Source organism: Enterobacter sp. UPMP701 (assembly GCF_053709515.1).
Genome location: NZ_JBSKJN010000005.1, coordinates 117421 through 138698 on the forward strand (window position 1 = coordinate 117421; position 21278 = coordinate 138698).

A 21278-nucleotide genomic window follows, 5' to 3' on the forward strand; every position below is an offset into this window, starting at 1 on the left:
TGGCTTAAATGCTTAGAATTTGCCCGCCGAAACTAAAAAGACGGATAATCGCTTGGAATTGTTGTATACCGCCCTGCTCTATATCATTCAGCCACTGGTGTGGCTGAGACTGTTGCTTCGTAGCCGTAAAGCGCCTGCGTATCGTAAACGCTGGGCTGAACGCTATGGCTTTTGCCGCAATAAAGTCGCCCCGGACGGTATTTTGCTTCATTCCGTTTCTGTCGGTGAAACGCTGGCGGCAATCCCGCTGGTTCGCGCCCTGCGTCACCGCTACCCGTCTCTGCCGATTACCGTCACCACCATGACGCCAACCGGCTCAGAGCGCGCGTTATCCGCATTTGGTAAAGACGTGCATCACGTCTATCTTCCATACGATCTGCCCTGCGCCATGAATCGTTTCCTGAACACCGTTCGCCCGAAGCTGGTGATCGTGATGGAAACCGAGCTGTGGCCAAATATGATTTCCGCTCTGCATGCCCGCAAGATCCCGTTGGTTATTGCTAACGCGCGCCTGTCGGAGCGTTCGGCGAAGGGCTACGGCAAGCTGGGCAAATTTATGCGTCGCCTGCTGAGCAAAATCACGCTGATTGCCGCGCAGAATGAAGAAGACGCGGCACGTTTTATCGCGCTGGGCCTGAAGCGCAATCAGCTTGCCGTGACCGGCAGCCTGAAATTCGATATTTCCGTGACCCCTGAACTGGCTGCCCGCGCCATCACGCTGCGTCGCCAGTGGGCGCCGCGTCGTCAGGTCTGGATTGCGACCAGTACTCATGACGGCGAAGAAGCGATTATCCTCCAGGCTCACCGTAAGCTGCTGGAAACATTCCCCGATTTACTGCTGATTCTGGTTCCCCGGCATCCCGAGCGCTTTAAAGATGCCCGTGAAATGGTGCAGAAAGGCGGCTTCAGCTTTACCCTGCGCAGCAGCGGAGAGATCCCTTCCGGCAGCACCCAGGTGGTGATTGGCGATACGATGGGCGAACTGATGTTGCTCTACGGCATTGCTGACCTCGCCTTTGTTGGCGGCAGCCTGGTGGAGCGCGGAGGCCATAACCCTCTGGAGCCGGCAGCGCACGCCATTCCGGTGCTGATGGGCCCACACACCTTTAACTTCAAAGATATCTGCGCGAAATTGCAGCAGGCCGATGGTTTAATTACCGTGACTGACGCGGACTCGGTGGTCAAAGAGGTATCGACCCTTCTGACGGATGAAGATTACCGTCTGTGGTACGGTCGCCACGCCGTCGAAGTCTTGCATCAGAACCAGGGTGCACTTACCCGTCTGCTGCAACTTCTGCAACCTTATCTGCCTCAGCGGAGCCACTAATGTCAACGCGTCTGTCGGTCGTGATGATCGCCAAAAACGCCGCCGACCTGCTTCCGGACTGCCTGGCCTCCGTCGCCTGGGCTGACGAAATTGTTATCCTTGACTCCGGAAGCACGGACAACACGGTGGACATCGCCCGGGCTGCGGGTGCAAAAGTCTTTACCGATACCGACTGGCAAGGCTATGGCATCCAGCGCCAGCGCGCGCAGGGGTATGCCACCGGTGATTATGTGCTGATGCTCGACACCGACGAACGCATCACGCCGGAACTTCAGCAGGCCATTCAGGCCGTACTCGCCACTCCTCAGCCTGGTGCGGTCTACAGCATTGCGCGTCGTAACTACTTCCTTGGCCGCTTCATGCGCCACAGCGGCTGGTATCCCGACCGCGTGATGCGCCTCTACGAGCGTAAGCGGTATCAGTACAACGACAATCTGGTGCATGAATCCCTGAGCTGCGACAGCGCCCGGGTCATCCCCCTGACGGGCGATTTGCTGCACCTGACCTGCCGTGATTTCGCGAGCTTCCAGCAAAAGCAGCTCAACTATGCCACCGCATGGGCACAGGAGCGTCACCAGCACGGCAAGAAAGCCTCGCTGACGGGTATCTTCACCCACACGCTGGGCGCGTTCCTGAAAACGCTGCTGCTGCGTGGTGGCGTGCTGGACGGTAAGCAGGGCTGGTTACTCGCGGTAGTGAATGCCCAGTATACTTTCAATAAATACACCGAGCTGTGGGCGCTCTGCCGCGGCTACTCAGAGAAAACGTGAGCCATGAGCACAAAAGCGATTTATCCGGGTACCTTCGATCCGATCACCAACGGTCATCTTGATATCATCACCCGCGCGGCGAGCATGTTCGACAAGGTGATTCTGGCGATTGCCGCCAGTCCCAGCAAGAAACCGATGTTTGATCTCAACGAGCGCGTGGCGCTTGCCACCGATGCGATTGCGCACCTGCCGAATATTGAAGTCGTCGGGTTCAGCGACCTGATGGCCAATTTCGCCCGCGCCCAGCAGGCCAATATCCTGATTCGTGGTCTCCGCGCGGTGGCAGATTTCGAATATGAAATGCAGCTGGCGCACATGAACCGCCATTTGATGCCGGAGCTGGAAAGCGTATTCCTGATGCCATCGAAAGAGTGGTCGTTTATCTCGTCCACGCTGGTGAAAGAGGTGGCGCGCCATCACGGGGACGTTACCCATTTCCTGCCGGATAACGTCCACCAGGCGCTGATGGAAAAGCTAAAGTAGCGCTATTTCTGACACTGACGGCAGTAAAACGTGGCGCGCTGGGCGTGCTTCGTGGCAATAATCGGCGTCCCGCAGGCTCTGCACGGCTCACCCTTACGACCATAAACCTGCAACTCCTGTGCAAAATAGCCCGGCTTCCCGTCGCTTTGCAGGAAATCCTTCAGCGTCGTCCCGCCCTGCTCAATTGAGCGCAGCAGTACCGCTTTAATCACCCGGACCAGCAGCTCACACTCCTGCGCCGACAGCGAGGAGGCCAGCCGATCGGGATGGATCCCGGCCGCAAACAACGATTCACTGGCGTAAATATTCCCCACGCCGACCACCAGCTTGTTATCCATCAGCCAGGGCTTAATCGGGGTCTTTTTCTTCGCGCACTTCTCTTTCAGGTATTCGGCGTTGAACGCATCTGAAAGCGGTTCAGGCCCGAGATGCGCCAGGACGTTGTGTCCTTCGAGCTCCTTCGTCCACAGCCACGCGCCAAAACGCCTTGGATCGGTGTAACGCAACACTTTGCCGTTGCTCATCACCAGGTCAACGTGATCGTGCTTTTCCGCAGGCAGTTCTTCGGTGAGGATGCGCAGGCTCCCGGACATCCCCAGATGGATAATAATCCAGCCGTCAGGAAGCTCCAGCAGCAGGTATTTCGCGCGGCGCTGCACGCTAATGACGGGTTTGTCGCTTAACGCGTGGATCTCATCGGACACCGGCCAGCGCAATCGCCCATTGCGAACGACAGCATGAAGAATAGTCGCGCCGACCAGATGGGGCTCAATGCCGCGACGGCTGGTCTCTACCTCAGGTAATTCAGGCATGGTTCCTCCGTTGAGATGCAGAATGCAAAAAACCCCGCAGTTGCGGGGTTTTTCAATACAAGGAGGCTAAAATTATTTGATTTTAGCTTCTTTGTACAGTACGTGCTGGCGTACAACTGGATCGAATTTTTTCAGTTCCAGTTTTTCCGGCTTAGTACGTTTGTTCTTCGTGGTGGTGTAGAAGTGACCTGTACCAGCAGAAGAAACCAGCTTGATTTTCTCGCGAATACCTTTAGCCATGATTTATTTCCTCTTTAAGTACTTAGTACTTTTCGCCACGGGCACGCAGTTCAGACAGAACTGTATCGATGCCTTTCTTATCAATTACACGCATACCTTTAGCAGATACACGCAGGGTGACAAAACGCTTCTCGCTCTCAACCCAGAAACGGTGAGAGTGCAGGTTCGGCAGGAAACGGCGTTTAGTCGCGTTCAGTGCGTGGGAACGGTTGTTACCGGTCACCGGACGCTTGCCAGTAACTTGGCAGACTCGGGACATGTCTATTCTCCAAAAATCAAATTAGCTCGAGCTTCGTATGGGGTATCGGCGCCTCGTCAGGCTTTACAGCCCGGTCATCGCATAGTTCTAAGTGAACTCTCGATTGCCAGGCCCAAATGCCAAACCCGAGATTCTCAAAGGTGGCGTAGTATACGCTGACTCGGCGGTGTGCTCAAGTCCCGAACAGACAAAGATCCCGATGGATCGCCAGAAATAGCCTAAATCCAGCCATGTTCGGCAAAAGAAATGTACTCTCCGCGGCCAATTATCAAATGGTCCAGCACACGAATGTCCATGAATTGACAGCATTTGATAATGCGTTCGGTGATTTCTTTGTCAGCTCTGCTCGGTTCTGCACAGCCAGAGGGGTGATTATGCGCGAGGATCACCCCCGCTGCATTCACTTTTATCGCTTCACGCACAATTTCACGCGGATGTACCTCAACGTGGCTCAGTGTACCCGAAAACAGGCGGCTGTGCTTCAGTACCCGGTTCCTGTTGTCGAGAAAGATCACCATAAAGATCTCGCGTTCGACATCGGTTAACTGGCTTTGCAGGAATTCGCGCGTCATCGCGGGCGTCAGGATAGGATCTTCCATTTCCATGCGGACGTTGTAAAAACGGCGGGCAAGTTCAGCAATGCCCCTCAACTGGGCATATTTCGCCACGCCAATGCCTTCAACGTTTTTAAATTGCGCCAGTTCGGCGGTCAGCAAACCATACAGTGAACCGAAATGCGCAATCAGCTCTTTTGCCAGCGTAAAGACCGTTTTCCCCGGTGTCCCGGTCCGCAAAAAGAGCGCAAGCAACTCGTCATCTTTTAACAACGTGACGCCATAGCGCAGCATTTTTTCACGCGGCAACAGCAGTTCATCCTCTTCTTCCATGCTCTTTCTCCCTGTGTTTATTCACATGCTGCCACAGCAGGATCGGGGACTCGACGGCTACGTTACGTTCTTGCGTGGCGCCTCGCAAAGTGACCAAAGGACATCATCACCCCGTTTTAGGGATTGTGATAAAATGCCCGCTCTCTGGTGAAACCCAACAGGAAAGAATCATGATGAGCCTGGCCGGTAAAAAAATCGTTCTTGGTGTGAGTGGCGGTATTGCCGCCTATAAAGCGCCGGAGCTGGTGCGTCGTCTGCGCGAGCGCGGGGCGGATGTGCGGGTCGCGATAACGGAAGGCGGTAAAGCCTTTATCACCCCTCTGAGCCTGCAGGCGGTTTCAGGTTACCCGGTATCTGACAGCCTGCTCGATCCCGCAGCCGAAGCCGCAATGGGCCACATTGAGCTGGGTAAATGGGCAGACCTGGTTATTCTTGCCCCTGCCACGGCAGATTTAATTGCCCGCGTGGCGGCCGGGATGGCGAACGATCTGGTTTCGACCATTTGTCTCGCGACGCCTGCGCCCGTCGCCGTCGTGCCGGCCATGAACCAGCAGATGTACCGCAACGCCGCCACCCAGCACAACCTGGAGACGCTGGCTTCACGCGGTCTGCTTATCTGGGGCCCGGACAGCGGCAGCCAGGCCTGCGGTGATGTTGGCCCGGGGCGTATGCTCGACCCGCTGACGATTGTCGATATGGCCGCCGCCCATTTCTCACCTGTCAACGACCTGCAACATCTCAACATCATGATTACCGCGGGCCCGACGCGCGAGCCGCTGGACCCGGTGCGTTACATCACCAACCACAGTTCCGGTAAAATGGGCTTTGCGATTGCTGCCGCAGCGGCAAAACGCGGTGCCAACGTCACGCTGGTAAGCGGCCCGGTCTCGTTACCTACGCCACCTTTTGTGCAGCGTATTAATGTGACCACCGCACTGGAGATGGAAGCAGCCGTGCAGGCCCATGCGCAAAGCCAACAGATTTTTATCGGCTGTGCGGCTGTGGCAGACTATCGCGCCGAGACCATCGCCGAGTCGAAAATTAAAAAGCAAGGCGATGAATTAACACTGAAAATGGTGAAAAACCCGGACATCGTTGCCGGTGTCGCCGCATTAAAAAGCCATCGTCCTTACGTTGTTGGGTTTGCCGCAGAAACGAATAATGTGGAAGAATATGCCCGGCAAAAACGTACCCGCAAAAACCTCGATTTAATTTGCGCGAACGACGTATCGCTGGCCACGCAAGGATTTAACAGCGACAGCAACGCACTGCACCTTTTCTGGCAGGATGGAGATAAAATCTTACCGCTTGAGCGCAAGGAACTCCTGGGCCAACAATTACTGGACGAGATCGTTACCCGTTATGATGAAAAAAATCGACGTTAAGATTCTGGACCCGCGTGTTGGCGAGCAATTCCCGCTGCCAACCTATGCCACCTCCGGCTCTGCTGGACTTGACCTGCGCGCCTGTCTCGATGACGCCGTAGAACTGGCTCCGGGTGCCACCACCCTGATCCCGACTGGCCTTGCGATCCACATTGCTGACCCGTCTCTGGCGGCAGTGATCCTGCCGCGCTCTGGCCTGGGCCATAAGCACGGCGTTGTACTGGGTAACCTGGTCGGCCTGATCGACTCGGACTATCAGGGTCAGCTTATGGTGTCCGTCTGGAACCGTGGTCAGGACAGTTTCACCATTGAACCCGGCGAGCGTATCGCACAGATGGTCTTTGTACCGGTGGTTCAGGCAGAATTTAACCTGGTGGCAGACTTTGATGCCACCGACCGTGGCGAAGGCGGCTTCGGCCATTCCGGGCGCAAATAACCGCCCCACATACACGTATCTCGCAGCGCCATAATGCAATAACAAACCGCAAACGTTAGTTTGCGGTCGCTGTGTGGATGCCAGCCTGGCAAGTGCTTATTTTCAGGGGTATTTTGTAACATGGCAGAAAAACAAACCGCGAAAAGGAATCGTCGCGAAGAAATACTTCAGTCTCTGGCTCTGATGCTTGAATCCAGCGATGGCAGTCAACGCATCACCACCGCTAAACTGGCCGCCTCTGTGGGCGTGTCTGAGGCGGCGCTGTACCGTCATTTTCCGAGCAAAACCCGGATGTTCGACAGCCTGATCGAGTTTATTGAAGACAGCCTGATCACGCGCATCAACCTGATTTTGAAAGACGAAAAAGACACCACCGCGCGTTTGCGTCTGATTGTGCTGCTGATTCTGGGCTTTGGTGAACGCAATCCGGGCTTAACTCGTATCCTGACCGGCCACGCGCTGATGTTTGAGCAGGACAGACTGCAGGGCCGCATTAACCAGCTTTTCGAACGTATTGAAGCGCAGCTGCGCCAGGTACTGCGCGAGAAGAAAATGCGTGAAGGCGAAGGCTATGTCACAGATGAAACGCTGCTGGCAAGCCAGATACTGGCGTTTTGTGAAGGCATGCTCTCCCGCTTCGTGCGCAGCGAATTTAAATACCGACCAACGGACGATTTTGACGCCCGCTGGCCGCTAGTGGCTGCTCAGTTGCAGTAATCCGTAAGCCCGGTAAGCGTCGCGCCACCGGGCAATTGAATTATACGCCAAACTCTTCGCGATACGCCCGCACGGCCGCCAGGTGATCCGCCATCTCTGGCTTCTCTTCCAGATACGCAATCAGGTCTTTCAGGGTAATGATGGAAGTCACTTTGCAGGCGTAATCTCGCTCAACTTCCTGAATCGCGGAAATGTCACCGCGACCACGCTCCTGACGATCCAGAGAAATCAACACACCGGCAAGCGTCGCACCGTTGGCCTGGATAATCTCCATCGACTCACGGATCGCGGTGCCCGCGGTAATCACATCGTCCACCAGCATGACGCGGCCCTGCAGCGCGCTGCCGACCAGATTCCCGCCTTCACCGTGGGTTTTGGCCTCTTTGCGGTTGAAGCAGTACGGCACGTCGCGGTCGTGATGTTCCGCCAGCGCCACCGCAGTAGTGGTCGCAATTGGAATGCCTTTGTAGGCCGGGCCAAACAGCAGGTCAAAATCAATCCCGGAATCCACCAGCGCTTCGGCATAGAAACGGCCTAACAGTGCCAGATCGCGCCCGGTATTAAACAGCCCGGCGTTGAAGAAATAGGGGCTCTTACGCCCGGATTTCAGCGTAAACTCGCCAAACTTAAGTACCTGTTTATTAATTGCAAACTCAATAAACTGGCGCTGATACGATTTCATGGATTCGCTCCTTTGGTTTTTTCTGTCTTACAGGCAAAAAAAAGGCGACTCATTGGTCGCCTTTAAAATCAATTTTCTAACGCCGCTTTCTGCGTCGTTACAATGGATTCGATTCCCCCTCGGGCCAACGCCAGCAGGGAGAGAAGTTCTTCATGGGTGAACGGCTCGCCTTCCGCCGTGCCCTGCACCTCAATGATGCGACCGTCTTCGGTCATCACCACGTTCATGTCGGTTTCGGCTGCGGAATCTTCAACGTATTCCAGATCGCAAAGCGCCTCACCGTTAACGATCCCTACGGAGACTGCCGCGACCATCCCCTTCATCGGGTTGGTTTTCAGCTTACCGGCTGCAACCAGCTTGTTCAGGGCATCGGCCAGCGCTACGCAGGCACCGGTAATGGACGCGGTACGCGTGCCGCCATCAGCCTGAATGACGTCGCAATCGAGAGTGATGGTGAATTCGCCGAGGATTTTCAGGTCAACGGCGGCGCGCAGCGCACGCGCGATCAGACGCTGAATTTCCATAGTACGACCGCCCTGCTTACCCTTTGCCGCTTCACGGGCGTTACGGGTATGCGTTGCGCGTGGCAACATGCCGTACTCGGCAGTGATCCAGCCCTGGCCCTGACCTTTCAGGAAGCGCGGAACACCCTCTTCGATGGAGGCGGTGCACAGTACTTTAGTATCACCAAACTCAACCAGCACGGAGCCTTCAGCGTGTTTTGTATAGTTACGGGTCAGGGTGACGGGACGCACCTGGTTGGCGCTACGACCTGATGGACGCATGATGGATTCTCCGGCTTGAAACGAATGTGGCTGCGCATTATACGGATAAAGGACGCTTATTCCTATCCTGAGAAGCCCCCGAAAGCTATAATCCCCCCATCTCTCCTTTAAAAACGGGAATGTCTATGATCCGCAGTATGACCGCCTACGCCCGGCGTGAAATCAAGGGTAGCTGGGGTAGCGCTACCTGGGAAATGCGTTCGGTAAACCAGCGCTATCTGGAAACATATTTCCGTATGCCGGAACAGTTCCGCAGCCTTGAACCTGTGGTGCGCGAGCGTATCCGTACGCGTCTGACTCGCGGGAAAGTGGAATGCAACCTGCGCTTTGAGCCAGATGCCAGCGCACAGGGCGAGCTCATCCTCAACGAAAAACTGGCGAAACAGCTCGTGAATGCGGCGAACTGGGTCAAAATGCAGAGCGATGAAGGCGAAATCAACCCGGTTGATATTTTGCGCTGGCCTGGCGTCATGGCCGCCGGTGAACAGGATCTGGATGCCATTACCGCTGAAATCCTGGCAGCCCTCGACGGCACGCTGGATGATTTTATCGTTGCTCGTGAAACCGAAGGCCAGGCGCTGAAAGCGATGATTGAGCAGCGTCTTGAAGGCGTGAGCACCGAAGTGGCCAAAGTCCGCACCCATATGCCAGAAGTGCTGCAATGGCAGCGCGAACGTCTTGTCGCCAAACTGGAAGAAGCGGAAGTTCAGCTGGAAAATACCCGTCTGGAACAAGAGCTGGTGCTGATGGCGCAGCGTATTGACGTCGCCGAAGAGCTGGATCGTCTGGAAGCGCACGTGAAAGAAACCTACAACATCCTGAAGAAGAAGGAAGCTGTAGGCCGCCGTCTGGACTTTATGATGCAGGAGTTCAACCGCGAGTCGAATACCCTGGCGTCTAAGTCTATCAATGCTGAAGTGACCAACTCAGCAATTGAACTCAAGGTTCTGATTGAGCAGATGCGCGAGCAGATCCAGAATATCGAGTAATGTCTTTCGGGTGGTGTCAGCCAGCGCCACCCATTACTATTTCTAATCCTTTCTTTGACTGATTTACTTTCTTCACCGCCACTCATCAGCACTATAACCGGTAAGTTGATAAAATTTTATAGGGCAAAGTGGCTCACCTTAGAAAATCTCAATCGTGATCTTGCGCACAAATCGCTAATCTCCCCGCGTTCACACCGGAGGGTATATGCTGCTTCACGTTCTTTATCTCATTGGTATCACCGCAGAAGCCATGACTGGGGCGCTCGCTGCCGGGCGTCGCCGGATGGACACCTTCGGCGTGATCATTATTGCCACAGCAACCGCGCTGGGCGGCGGTTCCGTGCGCGATATCCTGCTGGGCCATTACCCGCTCGGCTGGGTTAAACACCCTGAATACGTGATTATCGTGGCGACGGCCGCCGTATTAACCACCATAGTGGCACCCGTTATGCCTCATCTTCGCCGTCTGTTCCTGGTGCTTGATGCTCTGGGGCTGATCGTCTTTTCCATCATCGGCGCACAAATCGCACTCGATATGGGTGAAGGCCCGGTTATCGCCACCATTGCTGCCGTGGTGACGGGCGTTTTCGGCGGCGTGCTGCGCGATATGTTCTGCAAACGCATTCCACTGGTCTTTCAAAAAGAGCTGTATGCCGGCATCTCCTTCGCCGCAGCGGTTCTCTATATTGCCCTGCAGCACTACGTTTCTAACCACGATGTGGTGGTCATCTCCACGCTGTTGTTTGGCTTTACGGCCCGCATGCTGGCGCTGCGTCTGAAGCTCGGGCTGCCCGTTTTTCACTATAAGCACGGCTCTCACTGATCTCTGAACCCGTTGATGTGCTGCTGAGCTAGCCACCTGACCAGCACGTCAATCTCTGGCGCGTGTAGCCAGCTAACGATTTGCCGCGCCTTCTCCTCTCCCGTTCCCGGCAAGGCCTGCCAGGCCTTTTCGCTACGTTCGCTCATCTTCTGCCACGACACATCCCCCAACGCCTTCAGCGAGGCCTGTGGCAGCGGAACACCGAGCGCCATAATCCAGCGGATAAAAGGTTGCTCGCGCACCTGATTGAAGCGATGCCAGAGCGCCAGCCCGCGTGCGGCTGAGAACCCCGGCGTAGCCTGCAGCTGCGTCTGCGTTAATAGCAGCCATGAAAAGAGATGTTCAAAATGATGCGCCTGCCAGAGCGTCCGCCAGCCTGACTCACCCAGTCCTTCAATGTTGAAAACCTGCTTCGAACTGAGCCACGTCAGCCGGGCAAAGAACTGTTCCATACATTCCGGCGAGGCATAAAAGCAGCTCAGGGAGTGATAACGCGAGGCCGGTGGCTCAGGTTTTTGCCTGTCCGTCCCTCGCCAGACAACCTTATCAAACCGGGGGATACCCTGCCCGGCCAGGCTCACCTGGACCTGATCGCCCGGCGCAATATCCAGTCTCTGCCAACGCCCGACCGACCCCAGGCTCACCCGCTGCACCTGTTTATCGTCCAGTTGGACAGGCTCCAGTGCCGCCACGACAGAAATTTTGCCCGTGCGCCCCACGGAAAAATGAATATTCCTGACCTCTGCAACCTGTGCCGCAGGCGAATATTTCCACGCGATGACCCAGTTGCCTTCGCCAGGTAGCCAGCGCTCCCCTGAAGGGGACTCCGCAGACCGAACCACAATGCCATCCGTGGCAAAGGGTAATGCCGTGTTTTGCCAGGCCAAACGCTGCTTTTCAACAGCATCAACAGTCTGTACGGGCAGCGTATAGCGCGCCGTCAGGGAAAAGCCTGCTCTGGACAGCTCAGACAGCCTGTTTTCCATTCCTATCGGTCCATCCGGCCAGGCCCAGATAAATATTCCCGTCTGGTTCAGAAGTGCGCTGTCCTTCTGCCGCATCATCGCACCCGCAATTTTTGCGCGCGCATTCATTCCGCCCATCAGTCGCTGAACGTGATTCTCGCGCAACCAGAACAGCTCACCCTGTAAGACGCTGTTTGCCAGCGCGCCGGACACGTCCTTAGGCACGGACGGAATTAAACGCACTTGTGCCGTCCAGTCCTCGCCTTTAAGGCCGTTACCACGGCTAATGGCCTGGGCTAACTTTCCGTTGCGATACACCAGCGTTACCGCCACGCCGTCGACTTTTGGCTGCATCCATAACTGGCTCCGCCCTTGCATCCACTGGCCCAGCGCTTCTTTGCTGACGACTTTACGTACCCCCGTATGGGCGACAGGGTGCTTTACGCTTCCTGTCAGCACAGGAAGGGGATTCTCAGCAAGTTCGTTGCCAAAACAGCGCTGCCACTGGGTTAAGCGCCCGTTGAGCTGGTCATACACGTCGTCACTGACCTCGCTCACCCCCTGCTTCCAGTAGGCATCATCCCAGCGTTTGATTTGTGCGCTTAATGACGCAATCTCTTTCGCGGCTTTTGCCGGCGACCACACCGGACATACCGCCATCCCGTAACCACACCACAACAACATGAATCCGCTTATCCATCGCCACATCGCTACCCCTCCTTTGCAATGCAGGAGGTATAACCTGGCATGAGAAACGACGCTAATGGCAACCTCTCATCTTGCGAGGCGCTATCCAGCATTAATTTTTATTGCTGCAAACCGCAGGTAAAACCTGAAAACGGTACGCAAAATTCAATAATCCAGGGGAAAAAGTGTGACAAAGGCTACGTCACACAGCGGCGACGTGTATAATAAGCCCGTATGTAGGACTTCTTCGCTAACACATACAAAAGACTCTCATGGCTCAAGGCACGCTTTATATTGTTTCTGCCCCTAGTGGCGCGGGTAAATCCAGCCTTATTCAGGCACTGTTAAAAACCCAACCGTTGTACGATACACAGGTTTCTGTTTCTCACACCACGCGCGCGCCGCGTCCGGGTGAAGTGCACGGTGAACACTATTTCTTTGTGGATCACGATGAGTTCAGAGCGATGATCGCCAGAGACGCGTTTCTTGAACACGCAGAAGTGTTTGGTAACTACTACGGCACCTCGCGTGAAACCATTGAGCAGGTTCTGGCGACGGGTGTGAATGTGTTCCTCGACATCGACTGGCAGGGCGCACAGCAAATTCGCAAGAAAATGCCTGACTCGCGCAGTATCTTTATTTTACCGCCGTCGAAAGATGAACTGGATCGCCGCCTGCGTGGCCGCGGTCAGGATAGCGAAGAAGTGATCGCAAAGCGTATGGAACAGGCAGTTGCAGAAATGAGCCATTACGCGGAATATGATTACCTTATTGTGAATGATGATTTTGATGCCGCGCTGAGCGATCTCAAAACCATTCTTCGCGCAGAACGTCTGCGTATGAGCCGCCAGAAGCAGCGACATGACGCATTAATCACCAAACTGTTGGCAGACTGAACCCACTTTCAGTATCATGCCCAGTCATTTCTTCACCTGTGGAGCATTTTAAGTATGGCACGCGTAACTGTTCAGGACGCTGTAGAGAAAATTGGTAACCGTTTTGACCTGGTGCTGGTCGCCGCGCGTCGCGCTCGTCAGATGCAGGTAGGCGGTAAAGATCCGCTGGTACCGGAAGAAAACGATAAAACCACCGTTATTGCACTTCGCGAAATCGAAGAAGGTCTGATCAACAACCAGATCCTCGACGTGCGTGAGCGCCAGGAGCAGCAAGAGCAGGAAGCCGCAGAACTGCAGGCCGTAACCGCCATTGCTGAAGGTCGTCGTTAATTAAACCTGCGGGTCGCCCTTGTATCTGTTTGAAAGCCTGAATCAACTGATTCAAACCTACCTGCCTGAAGACCAGATTAAGCGTCTTCAGCAGGCGTATCTCGTTGCACGTGACGCTCACGAGGGCCAGACACGTTCAAGCGGTGAACCCTACATCACGCACCCGGTTGCGGTAGCCTGTATTCTGGCCGAGATGAAACTCGACTACGAAACGCTAATGGCCGCCCTGCTGCACGACGTGATCGAAGATACCCCTGCCACCTACCAGGATATGGAACAGCTGTTTGGCAAAAGCGTTGCCGAGCTGGTGGAAGGGGTTTCAAAGCTTGATAAGCTGAAATTCCGCGACAAGAAAGAGGCGCAAGCCGAAAACTTCCGCAAGATGATTATGGCGATGGTGCAGGATATCCGCGTCATTCTCATCAAACTCGCTGACCGTACCCACAACATGCGCACGCTGGGCTCACTTCGCCCGGATAAACGTCGCCGCATTGCCCGTGAAACCCTCGAAATTTACAGTCCGCTGGCGCACCGTTTAGGTATTCATCACATCAAAACCGAGCTGGAAGAGCTGGGTTTTGAAGCGTTGTACCCGAACCGCTATCGCGTGATTAAAGAGGTGGTGAAAGCCGCACGCGGTAACCGTAAAGAGATGATTCAAAAGATCCTCTCGGAAATTGAAGGGCGTTTACAGGAAGCGGGAATTCCGTGCCGCGTCAGCGGTCGCGAAAAACATCTTTACTCCATCTACTGCAAAATGGTGCTCAAAGAGCAGCGTTTTCACTCGATCATGGATATCTACGCCTTCCGCGTCATTGTTCATGATTCAGACACCTGCTATCGCGTGCTGGGGCAGATGCACAGCCTCTACAAACCGCGTCCGGGGCGCATGAAAGATTACATCGCTATTCCAAAAGCGAACGGCTATCAATCATTGCATACCTCGATGATCGGTCCGCACGGCGTGCCTGTTGAAGTGCAGATCCGCACCGAAGACATGGACCAGATGGCAGAGATGGGTGTAGCCGCACACTGGGCTTACAAAGAACACGGTGGCGAAAGCAGCACGACCGCACAAATTCGCGCCCAGCGCTGGATGCAGAGCCTGCTGGAACTTCAGCAGAGTGCGGGTAGCTCGTTCGAATTTATCGAAAGCGTTAAATCCGATCTCTTCCCGGATGAGATTTACGTTTTCACCCCAGAAGGTCGCATTGTCGAACTGCCTGCGGGCGCAACGCCGGTCGACTTCGCTTACGCCGTGCATACCGATATCGGGCATGCCTGCGTTGGCGCACGCGTCGACAGACAGCCTTACCCGCTGTCTCAGCCGCTCTCCAGCGGCCAGACGGTCGAAATTATTACCGCGCCGGGCGCACGTCCGAACGCGGCCTGGCTGAACTTTGTCGTGAGCTCCAAAGCGCGCGCTAAAATTCGTCAGCTGTTGAAGAACCTCAAGCGTGATGATTCCGTCAGCCTGGGGCGTCGTCTGCTCAACCACGCGCTGGGCGGCAGCCGTAAGCTGGCTGAGATCCCACCGGAGCATATTCAGCGCGAACTCGACCGAATGAAGCTCACGTCTCTGGACGATCTGCTGGCGGAAATTGGTCTGGGTAACGCGATGAGCGTCGTGGTAGCGAAAAACCTGCAGCAGGGCGAAGCGACGCCTTCGGCTCCAGGGGCTTCCGGCCATGCCCATCTGCCGATCAAAGGCGCGGACGGGGTGCTGATCACCTTCGCAAAATGTTGCCGTCCAATCCCTGGCGACCCGATTATTGCGCACGTCAGCCCGGGCAAAGGGCTGGTTATCCATCATGAATCCTGTCGTAACATTCGCGGCTACCAGAAAGAAGCCGAGAAATTTATGGCGGTCGAGTGGGATAAAGAGACGGCGCAGGAGTTTATCACCGAAATTAAGGTGGATATGTTCAACCACCAGGGTGCGCTGGCGAACCTGACGGCAGCCATCAACACGGCTTCTTCCAACATTCAGAGCCTGAACACGGAAGAAAAAGATGGTCGCGTCTATAGCGCCTTTATTCGTCTGACCGCCCGCGACCGCGTGCATCTGGCGAACATTATGCGCAAGATCCGCGTCATGCCGGACGTGATTAAAGTCACCCGAAACCGAAACTAGGGTTATGAATTCACAACGTTATGCCCGTATCTGCGAAATGCTCGCCAGGCGTCAGCCTGACCTGACGGTTTGCATGGAGCAGGTGCATAAACCGCATAATGTCTCTGCCATCGTCCGTACCGCAGACGCCGTCGGCGTGCATGAAGTGCACGCCGTCTGGCCGGGTCACCGGATGCGAATCATGGTCTCTGCGGCTGCAGGTAGTAACAGCTGGGTGTCCGTCAAATCTCACCAGACGATTGGCGATGCCGTAACGCACCTGAAAGGGCGCGGGATGCAGATCCTTGCCACTAATCTGTCCGCAAAAGCCGTAGATTTCCGCGAGATCGACTACACCCGCCCGACCTGCATTTTGATGGGTCAGGAAAAAACCGGGATCACCCAGGAAGCGCTGGATCTGGCGGATCGTGACATCATCATTCCGATGATCGGCATGGTCCAGTCTCTCAACGTCTCCGTGGCGTCCGCGCTCATTCTCTATGAAGCGCAGCGCCAGCGTCAGAACGCCGGGATGTACGAGCGCAGTAACAGTATGCTCCCGGAAGATGAACAGCAGCGCCTGCTGTTTGAAGGTGGCTATCCGGTGCTGGCTCGCGTTGCGAAGCAGAAAAAATTGCCTTACCCCCACGTCAACGCGCAGGGCGAGATTGAAGCCGATGCCGAGTGGTGGGCCACCATGCAGTACGCCGGATAATCGATGAAAGGCCGCCTGCTGGATGCTATCCCGCTCAACAGCCTGACGGGCGTGGGCGCGGTGCAAAGCAATAAGCTGGCAAAAATTGGTCTGCACACCGTGCAGGATCTCCTGCTTCACCTCCCCCTGCGTTACGAAGACCGCACTCAGCTCTACAAAATTGGCGATCTTCTTCCCGCCATTTACGCCACCGTTGAAGGCGAAGTCCTGAACTGCAACATCACTTTCGGTGGCCGCCGGATGATGACCTGTCAGATCAGCGACGGCACCGGCATTCTCACGATGCGTTTTTTCAACTTCAGCGCGGCGATGAAAAACAGCCTCGCGACAGGCCGCAGGGTGCTGGCCTATGGCGAAGCCAAACGCGGAAAATACGGTGCGGAGATGATCCACCCGGAATACCGCGTACAGGGCGATCTCAGCACGCCGGAGCTGCAGGAGACGCTCACGCCGGTTTACCCGACGACCGAAGGCATCAAGCAGGCGACGCTGCGTAAGCTCACCGATCAGGCGCTGGAGCTGCTGGATACCTGCGCCATTGCCGAGCTGCTGCCGCCAGAACTGGCGCAGGGTATGATGAGCCTGCCCGAGGCCCTGCGTACCCTGCATCGCCCGCCACCAACGCTGCAGCTCAGCGATTTAGAAAGCGGCAAACACCCCGCCCAACGGCGTCTTATCCTTGAGGAATTACTGGCGCATAACCTGAGCATGCTGGCGCTTCGCGCGGGCGCGCAGCGTTTTCACGCTCAGCCGTTAAGCCAGAATGATGCGCTCAAAGATAAGCTGCTGGCCTCGCTGCCGTTTAAACCGACTGGCGCGCAGGCGCGTGTTACTGCCGAAATCGAACGCGATATGGCGCTCGACGTGCCGATGATGCGCCTGGTGCAGGGCGACGTTGGCTCCGGCAAAACGCTGGTTGCCGCACTGGCGGCCCTGCGCGCGATCGCCCACGGTAAGCAGGTGGCGCTGATGGCGCCGACCGAGCTGCTGGCCGAGCAGCACGCCAATAATTTCCGAGCCTGGTTCGCACCGCTCGGGATTGAGGTGGGCTGGCTTGCCGGGAAGCAAAAAGGCAAAGCGCGTCTTGCGCAGCAGGAAGCCATCGCCAGCGGTCAGGTGCAGATGATTGTCGGCACGCACGCTATCTTCCAGGAGCAGGTGCAGTTTAACGGCCTCGCGCTGGTGATTATCGACGAACAGCACCGCTTTGGCGTGCATCAGCGTCTGGCGCTGTGGGAGAAGGGGCTGCAGCAGGGCTTCCACCCGCATCAGTTGATCATGACCGCCACGCCGATCCCGCGCACCCTGGCGATGACCGCCTACGCCGATCTGGATACCTCCACCATCGACGAACTGCCTCCAGGCCGAACGCCGGTGACGACGGTTGCGATACCGGATACACGCCGCAGCGACATCATTGACCGCGTGCGCAACGCCTGTACGCAGGAAGGGCGTCAGGCGTACTGGGTCTGCACCCTGATTGAAGAGTCTGAGTTGCTGGAAGCGCAGGCTGCCGAAGCGACGTGGGAAGAGCTAAAGCTGGCACTGCCTGAACTGAACGTTGGCCTGGTGCATGGCCGCATGAAGCCTGCCGAGAAGCAGGCGGTGATGCAATCCTTCAAACAGGGGGAACTGCATTTGCTGGTCGCGACGACGGTCATCGAAGTGGGGGTGGACGTGCCAAATTCCAGCCTGATGATCATCGAAAACCCGGAGCGTCTGGGGCTTGCCCAGCTCCACCAGCTGCGCGGGCGCGTTGGTCGTGGCGCGGTGGCTTCCCACTGCGTACTGCTCTACAAAGCACCGCTTTCAAAAACCGCCCAGATGCGGTTGCAGGTGCTGCGCGACAGCAACGACGGATTTGTGATTGCGCAAAAAGACCTTGAGATACGCGGCCCTGGCGAACTGCTGGGCACGCGCCAGACGGGTAATGCTGAATTCAAAGTGGCGGATTTACTGCGCGATCAGGCCATGATCCCCGAAGTTCAGCGCCTTGCACGCCATATTCATGAACGCTACCCCGAACAGGCGGCAGCGTTAATAGAGCGCTGGATGCCGGAAACCGAACGGTATTCCAACGCCTGATCTCAGGCAAATATCGGCAGCATCAGGTACAGCTTGATCACCAGCGCGTTAACGATATCAATGAAGAATGCGCCAACCATCGGGACCACCAGAAACGCCATGTGCGATGGCCCGAACCGTTCGGTGATCGCCTGCATGTTGGCGATAGCCGTTGGGGTAGCCCCCAGGCCAAACCCGCAGTGACCCGCCGCCAGCACCGCCGCATCGTAGTTTTTGCCCATCATGCGCCAGGTGACAAACATGGCATAGAGCGCCATAAACAGCGCCTGCACCGCCAGAATCGCCACCATCGGCAGCGCCAGCGAGGCCAGCTCCCACAGTTTCAGGCTCATCAGCGCCATCGCCAGGAACAGCGACAGGCAGACGTTGCCGAGCACCGATACCGCCCGTTCAAACACGCGGTAGAAGCCCATCAGCGCCAGACCGTTGCTCAGGATCACACCGATAAACAGCACGCAGACAAACGTCGGCAGTTCAAATGCGGAACCCGCCAGCCATTGCGCAACCACTTTGCCCGCGGTCAGGCAGATGGCAATCATCGCGATGGTTTCAATCATCACCAGTGAAGTGATGCTGCGGCCAACGTCCGGCTTTTCGAACGCGGTCGGCACCATTTCATCGTCCGGTCTGCCGTTCGGCGTGGTGGAATGCTTCACCAGATAACGCGCTACCGGGCCGCCAATCAGGCCGCCCAGCACCAGGCCAAAGGTGGCGCAGGCCATCGCCACTTCCGTCGCGTTTTCAAAACCGTAGCGCTCGATGAACAGCTTGCTCCACGCCGCGCCGGTGCCGTGACCGCCCGAAAGGGTAATTGACCCCGCCAGCAGCCCCATCAGCGGATCCAGCCCCAGCAGCGTTGCCATGCCGATGCCAATCGCGTTTTGCATCAGCAGCAGCCCCACCACCACAATCAGAAATACGCCGAGCACCTTACCGCCCGAGCGCAGGCTCGCCAGGTTGGCGTTCAGGCCGATGGTGGCAAAGAAAGCCAGCATCAGCGGGTCTTTCAGGGACATATCAAAATCAATTTCCCAGCCCATGCTTTTTTTCAGTATCAGCAGGGCCAGCGCCACCAGCAGACCACCGGCGACAGGTTCAGGAATGGTGTACTTTTTCAGAAAGGAAACACTGTGTACCAGCTTGCGACCAAGCAGAAGAACCAGCGTTGCGGCAACAAGGGTCGACAACGTATCGAGATGAATCATAAAAGGCTCCTGTTATGCGCGTGTTCCATACACACGCGGCGTTATCCTGGGCCGGTTTGCGCTCGTCATGAGCCCCCGGCGCAAAAAGTGTAATTTTTTTTTCCGATGGGTTGTAGAAAACCTGCTCACGGCGGCAGATTTTCTTCCCTTTTTTTGCTGGCAATCGTTTGCTTTTACCAGGTGGTCAGATAAAATGCCCGCTTTTCCACCGTGGAATTGCCGCCGATGTCCGTTAACACTATAGAGTCGCCTGATGCGCAACCGATTGCGCAGAAGCAAAATAGCGAACTGATTTACCGCCTTGAAGACCGACCGCCGCTGCCGCAGACGCTTTTCGCCGCCTGCCAGCATCTTCTGGCAATGTTTGTTGCGGTGATCACCCCGGCGCTGCTGATTTGTCAGGCGCTCGGTTTACCGGCGCAGGACACGCAGCACATCATCAGCATGTCCCTCTTCGCCTCCGGCGTGGCCTCCATTATTCAAATTAAAGCATGGGGGCCGGTTGGGTCTGGGTTACTGTCGATTCAGGGCACCAGCTTTAACTTCGTGGCGCCGCTGATCATGGGCGGCACGGCGCTGAAAACCGGCGGTGCGGATGTTCCAACGATGATGGCGGCGCTGTTCGGCACCCTGATGCTGGCCAGCTGCACGGAGATGGTCATCTCCCGCGTGCTGCATCTGGCTCGCCGTGTGATCACCCCGCTGGTTTCCGGCGTGGTGGTGATGATTATCGGCCTGTCGCTGATTCAGGTGGGCCTCACCTCCATCGGCGGCGGCTACGCGGCAATGAGCGACCATACCTTCGGCGCGCCGAAAAACCTGCTGCTGGCGGGCGTGGTGCTGGCGATCATCATTCTGCTTAACCGCCAGCGTAACCCTTACCTGCGCGTCGCCTCACTGGTGATCGCCATGGCGGCGGGTTATCTGCTGGCGTGGGCGCTGGGGATGCTGCCGGAGAACACCGCGCCGACCAACAGCGCGCTGATCACCGTCCCCACGCCGCTCTACTACGGTCTGGGCATTGACTGGGGTCTGCTCCTGCCGCTGATGCTGGTCTTTATGATCACCTCTCTGGAGACCATCGGTGATATCACCGCCACCTCCGACGTCTCCGAGCAGCCAGTGTCCGGCCCGCTGTACATGAAGCGCCTGAAAGGCGGCGTGCTGGCGAACGGCCTGAACTCGTTTGTCTCTGCGGTATTCAACACCTTTCCGAACTCCTGCTTCGGCCAGAACAACGGCGTGATCCAGTTGACCGGCGTGGCCAGCCGCTACGTTGGTTTTGTGGTGGCACTGATGCTGATTGTCCTCGGCCTGTTCCCGGCGGTAAGCGGCTTTGTGCAGCACATCCCTGAACCGGTACTGGGCGGCGCTACGCTGGTGATGTTCGGGACTATCGCGGCCTCCGGCGTACGCATTGTCTCCCGCGAGCCGCTGAACCGCCGCGCGATCATGATTATCGCGCTGTCGCTGGCCGTCGGTCTGGGTGTTTCCCAGCAGCCGCTGATCCTGCAGTTTGCGCCTGACTGGGTGAAAAACCTGCTCTCTTCCGGCATCGCCGCGGGCGGTATCACTGCGATCGTGTTGAACCTCGTTTTCCCGCCTGAAAAGAACTGATCTCCCTCACGGCAGGCAGTCAATGCCTGCCGTGACATCTAATTACACCATTCCCGCCTTGAGCATTGCG

General features: G+C 56.4%; 22 protein-coding genes. 14 read left to right on the top strand and 8 right to left on the bottom strand.

Annotated features, from left to right (window positions below):
- Window positions 1-52 precede the first annotated feature (52 nt).
- From waaA to coaD, 3 genes are read left to right on the top strand one after another with little or no spacing between them, the layout of a single operon-like run.
- On the top strand, window positions 53-1327 hold the full coding sequence (waaA, locus tag ACWKXT_RS13570) for a lipid IV(A) 3-deoxy-D-manno-octulosonic acid transferase (protein ID WP_080329829.1): 1275 nt from the start codon (window positions 53-55) through the stop codon (window positions 1325-1327).
- Window positions 1327-2097 carry a glycosyltransferase family 2 protein gene (locus ACWKXT_RS13575; RefSeq protein WP_454528200.1) on the top strand — a complete coding sequence of 257 codons (771 nt, stop codon included), beginning with the start codon at window positions 1327-1329 and terminating at the stop codon, window positions 2095-2097. The genes waaA and ACWKXT_RS13575 overlap by 1 nt, the downstream gene beginning before the upstream one ends.
- 3 nt (window positions 2098-2100) lie before the next feature.
- A complete protein-coding gene (gene coaD, locus ACWKXT_RS13580) occupies window positions 2101-2580 on the top strand; it encodes a pantetheine-phosphate adenylyltransferase (RefSeq protein WP_454532642.1) in 480 nt (159 codons plus the stop codon).
- Window positions 2581-2582: 2 nt separating this feature from the next.
- On the opposite strand, the gene mutM is transcribed toward coaD, so the two are convergent.
- The 4 genes from mutM to radC all read right to left on the bottom strand — a co-directional run bounded on the left by mutM (window position 2583) and on the right by radC (window position 4778).
- Window positions 2583-3392, bottom strand: a complete 810-nt coding sequence (gene mutM / locus ACWKXT_RS13585; RefSeq protein WP_454528199.1) for a bifunctional DNA-formamidopyrimidine glycosylase/DNA-(apurinic or apyrimidinic site) lyase — start codon at window positions 3390-3392, stop codon at window positions 2583-2585.
- A 72-nt stretch (window positions 3393-3464) separates the two neighbouring features.
- Window positions 3465-3632, bottom strand: a complete 168-nt coding sequence (gene rpmG, locus ACWKXT_RS13590; protein WP_003024094.1) for a 50S ribosomal protein L33 — start codon at window positions 3630-3632, stop codon at window positions 3465-3467.
- A 22-nt stretch (window positions 3633-3654) separates the two neighbouring features.
- A complete protein-coding gene (rpmB, locus tag ACWKXT_RS13595; RefSeq protein WP_002436699.1) occupies window positions 3655-3891 on the bottom strand; it encodes a 50S ribosomal protein L28 in 237 nt (78 codons plus the stop codon).
- Between the two features lie 218 nt (window positions 3892-4109).
- On the bottom strand, window positions 4110-4778 hold the full coding sequence (radC, locus tag ACWKXT_RS13600) for a RadC family protein (protein WP_218728003.1): 669 nt from the start codon (window positions 4776-4778) through the stop codon (window positions 4110-4112).
- 173 nt (window positions 4779-4951) lie between these two features.
- On the opposite strand from radC, the gene coaBC reads away from it, so the two are divergent.
- The 3 genes from coaBC (at window position 4952) to slmA (ending at window position 7316) form a co-directional block, all read left to right on the top strand.
- Window positions 4952-6163, top strand: a complete 1212-nt coding sequence (coaBC, locus tag ACWKXT_RS13605) for a bifunctional phosphopantothenoylcysteine decarboxylase/phosphopantothenate--cysteine ligase CoaBC (RefSeq protein WP_454528281.1) — start codon at window positions 4952-4954, stop codon at window positions 6161-6163.
- Window positions 6141-6599: a dUTP diphosphatase gene (gene dut / locus ACWKXT_RS13610; RefSeq protein ID WP_015570042.1), complete on the top strand. Its 459-nt coding sequence runs from the start codon at window positions 6141-6143 to the stop codon at window positions 6597-6599. The genes coaBC and dut overlap by 23 nt, the downstream gene beginning before the upstream one ends.
- Window positions 6600-6719: 120 nt before the next feature.
- Window positions 6720-7316 carry a nucleoid occlusion factor SlmA gene (gene slmA / locus ACWKXT_RS13615; protein WP_152082716.1) on the top strand — a complete coding sequence of 199 codons (597 nt, stop codon included), beginning with the start codon at window positions 6720-6722 and terminating at the stop codon, window positions 7314-7316.
- A 40-nt stretch (window positions 7317-7356) separates the two neighbouring features.
- Here the strand turns inward: slmA and pyrE are convergent, their stop codons facing one another.
- Both pyrE and rph read right to left on the bottom strand, forming a co-directional pair.
- The gene (pyrE, locus tag ACWKXT_RS13620; RefSeq protein ID WP_080329823.1) at window positions 7357-7998 is read right to left on the bottom strand and encodes an orotate phosphoribosyltransferase; all 642 of its coding nucleotides are present in this window, start codon (window positions 7996-7998) and stop codon (window positions 7357-7359) included.
- A 68-nt stretch (window positions 7999-8066) separates the two neighbouring features.
- Window positions 8067-8783: a ribonuclease PH gene (gene rph / locus ACWKXT_RS13625; RefSeq protein ID WP_010426431.1), complete on the bottom strand. Its 717-nt coding sequence runs from the start codon at window positions 8781-8783 to the stop codon at window positions 8067-8069.
- 125 nt (window positions 8784-8908) lie between these two features.
- On the opposite strand from rph, the gene ACWKXT_RS13630 reads away from it, so the two are divergent.
- Both ACWKXT_RS13630 and ACWKXT_RS13635 read left to right on the top strand, forming a co-directional pair.
- Window positions 8909-9772: a YicC/YloC family endoribonuclease gene (locus tag ACWKXT_RS13630; protein ID WP_454528197.1), complete on the top strand. Its 864-nt coding sequence runs from the start codon at window positions 8909-8911 to the stop codon at window positions 9770-9772.
- 205 nt (window positions 9773-9977) lie between these two features.
- Entirely contained in the window at window positions 9978-10595 is a 618-nt protein-coding gene (locus ACWKXT_RS13635) for a trimeric intracellular cation channel family protein (protein WP_454532643.1), read from the top strand.
- On the opposite strand, the gene ligB is transcribed toward ACWKXT_RS13635, so the two are convergent.
- Entirely contained in the window at window positions 10589-12268 is a 1680-nt protein-coding gene (gene ligB / locus ACWKXT_RS13640; protein WP_454532644.1) for an NAD-dependent DNA ligase LigB, read from the bottom strand. The genes ACWKXT_RS13635 and ligB overlap by 7 nt on opposite strands.
- A gap of 251 nt (window positions 12269-12519) precedes the next feature.
- On the opposite strand from ligB, the gene gmk reads away from it, so the two are divergent.
- From gmk to recG, 5 genes are read left to right on the top strand one after another with little or no spacing between them, the layout of a single operon-like run.
- The gene (gmk, locus tag ACWKXT_RS13645) at window positions 12520-13143 is read left to right on the top strand and encodes a guanylate kinase (protein ID WP_080329821.1); all 624 of its coding nucleotides are present in this window, start codon (window positions 12520-12522) and stop codon (window positions 13141-13143) included.
- A gap of 54 nt (window positions 13144-13197) precedes the next feature.
- Window positions 13198-13473 (top strand): DNA-directed RNA polymerase subunit omega, encoded by a 276-nt coding sequence (gene rpoZ, locus ACWKXT_RS13650; protein ID WP_000135058.1) that lies wholly within the window; start codon window positions 13198-13200, stop codon window positions 13471-13473.
- A 19-nt stretch (window positions 13474-13492) separates the two neighbouring features.
- The gene (gene spoT / locus ACWKXT_RS13655) at window positions 13493-15607 is read left to right on the top strand and encodes a bifunctional GTP diphosphokinase/guanosine-3',5'-bis pyrophosphate 3'-pyrophosphohydrolase (RefSeq protein WP_028015011.1); all 2115 of its coding nucleotides are present in this window, start codon (window positions 13493-13495) and stop codon (window positions 15605-15607) included.
- A gap of 4 nt (window positions 15608-15611) precedes the next feature.
- Window positions 15612-16301: a tRNA (guanosine(18)-2'-O)-methyltransferase TrmH gene (trmH, locus tag ACWKXT_RS13660; RefSeq protein ID WP_454532645.1), complete on the top strand. Its 690-nt coding sequence runs from the start codon at window positions 15612-15614 to the stop codon at window positions 16299-16301.
- A 3-nt stretch (window positions 16302-16304) separates the two neighbouring features.
- Window positions 16305-18386 carry an ATP-dependent DNA helicase RecG gene (gene recG / locus ACWKXT_RS13665; RefSeq protein ID WP_454528193.1) on the top strand — a complete coding sequence of 694 codons (2082 nt, stop codon included), beginning with the start codon at window positions 16305-16307 and terminating at the stop codon, window positions 18384-18386.
- A 2-nt stretch (window positions 18387-18388) separates the two neighbouring features.
- Here the strand turns inward: recG and gltS are convergent, their stop codons facing one another.
- On the bottom strand, window positions 18389-19591 hold the full coding sequence (gene gltS, locus ACWKXT_RS13670) for a sodium/glutamate symporter (protein ID WP_454528192.1): 1203 nt from the start codon (window positions 19589-19591) through the stop codon (window positions 18389-18391).
- 225 nt (window positions 19592-19816) lie between these two features.
- On the opposite strand from gltS, the gene xanP reads away from it, so the two are divergent.
- On the top strand, window positions 19817-21208 hold the full coding sequence (gene xanP, locus ACWKXT_RS13675) for a xanthine/proton symporter XanP (protein WP_014881972.1): 1392 nt from the start codon (window positions 19817-19819) through the stop codon (window positions 21206-21208).
- Window positions 21209-21278: the final 70 nt, after the last annotated feature.

Bases quoted from the DNA above. Each gene is read 5' to 3' on its own strand.
- xanP (WP_014881972.1), top strand. From the start codon at position 19,817: ATGTCCGTTAACACTATAGAGTCGCCTGATGCGCAACCGATTGCGCAG.
- coaD (WP_454532642.1), top strand. From the start codon at position 2,101: ATGAGCACAAAAGCGATTTATCCGGGTACCTTCGATCCGATCACCAAC.
- rph (WP_010426431.1), bottom strand. From the start codon at position 8,783: ATGCGTCCATCAGGTCGTAGCGCCAACCAGGTGCGTCCCGTCACCCTG.
- rpmG (WP_003024094.1), bottom strand. From the start codon at position 3,632: ATGGCTAAAGGTATTCGCGAGAAAATCAAGCTGGTTTCTTCTGCTGGT.
- pyrE (WP_080329823.1), bottom strand. From the start codon at position 7,998: ATGAAATCGTATCAGCGCCAGTTTATTGAGTTTGCAATTAATAAACAG.
- trmH (WP_454532645.1), top strand. From the start codon at position 15,612: ATGAATTCACAACGTTATGCCCGTATCTGCGAAATGCTCGCCAGGCGT.
- ligB (WP_454532644.1), bottom strand. From the start codon at position 12,268: ATGTGGCGATGGATAAGCGGATTCATGTTGTTGTGGTGTGGTTACGGG.
- ACWKXT_RS13630 (WP_454528197.1), top strand. From the start codon at position 8,909: ATGATCCGCAGTATGACCGCCTACGCCCGGCGTGAAATCAAGGGTAGC.
- recG (WP_454528193.1), top strand. From the start codon at position 16,305: ATGAAAGGCCGCCTGCTGGATGCTATCCCGCTCAACAGCCTGACGGGC.
- ACWKXT_RS13575 (WP_454528200.1), top strand. From the start codon at position 1,327: ATGTCAACGCGTCTGTCGGTCGTGATGATCGCCAAAAACGCCGCCGAC.
- rpoZ (WP_000135058.1), top strand. From the start codon at position 13,198: ATGGCACGCGTAACTGTTCAGGACGCTGTAGAGAAAATTGGTAACCGT.
- slmA (WP_152082716.1), top strand. From the start codon at position 6,720: ATGGCAGAAAAACAAACCGCGAAAAGGAATCGTCGCGAAGAAATACTT.
- gltS (WP_454528192.1), bottom strand. From the start codon at position 19,591: ATGATTCATCTCGATACGTTGTCGACCCTTGTTGCCGCAACGCTGGTT.
- dut (WP_015570042.1), top strand. From the start codon at position 6,141: ATGATGAAAAAAATCGACGTTAAGATTCTGGACCCGCGTGTTGGCGAG.
- rpmB (WP_002436699.1), bottom strand. From the start codon at position 3,891: ATGTCCCGAGTCTGCCAAGTTACTGGCAAGCGTCCGGTGACCGGTAAC.
- radC (WP_218728003.1), bottom strand. From the start codon at position 4,778: ATGGAAGAAGAGGATGAACTGCTGTTGCCGCGTGAAAAAATGCTGCGC.
- coaBC (WP_454528281.1), top strand. From the start codon at position 4,952: ATGAGCCTGGCCGGTAAAAAAATCGTTCTTGGTGTGAGTGGCGGTATT.
- ACWKXT_RS13635 (WP_454532643.1), top strand. From the start codon at position 9,978: ATGCTGCTTCACGTTCTTTATCTCATTGGTATCACCGCAGAAGCCATG.
- mutM (WP_454528199.1), bottom strand. From the start codon at position 3,392: ATGCCTGAATTACCTGAGGTAGAGACCAGCCGTCGCGGCATTGAGCCC.
- gmk (WP_080329821.1), top strand. From the start codon at position 12,520: ATGGCTCAAGGCACGCTTTATATTGTTTCTGCCCCTAGTGGCGCGGGT.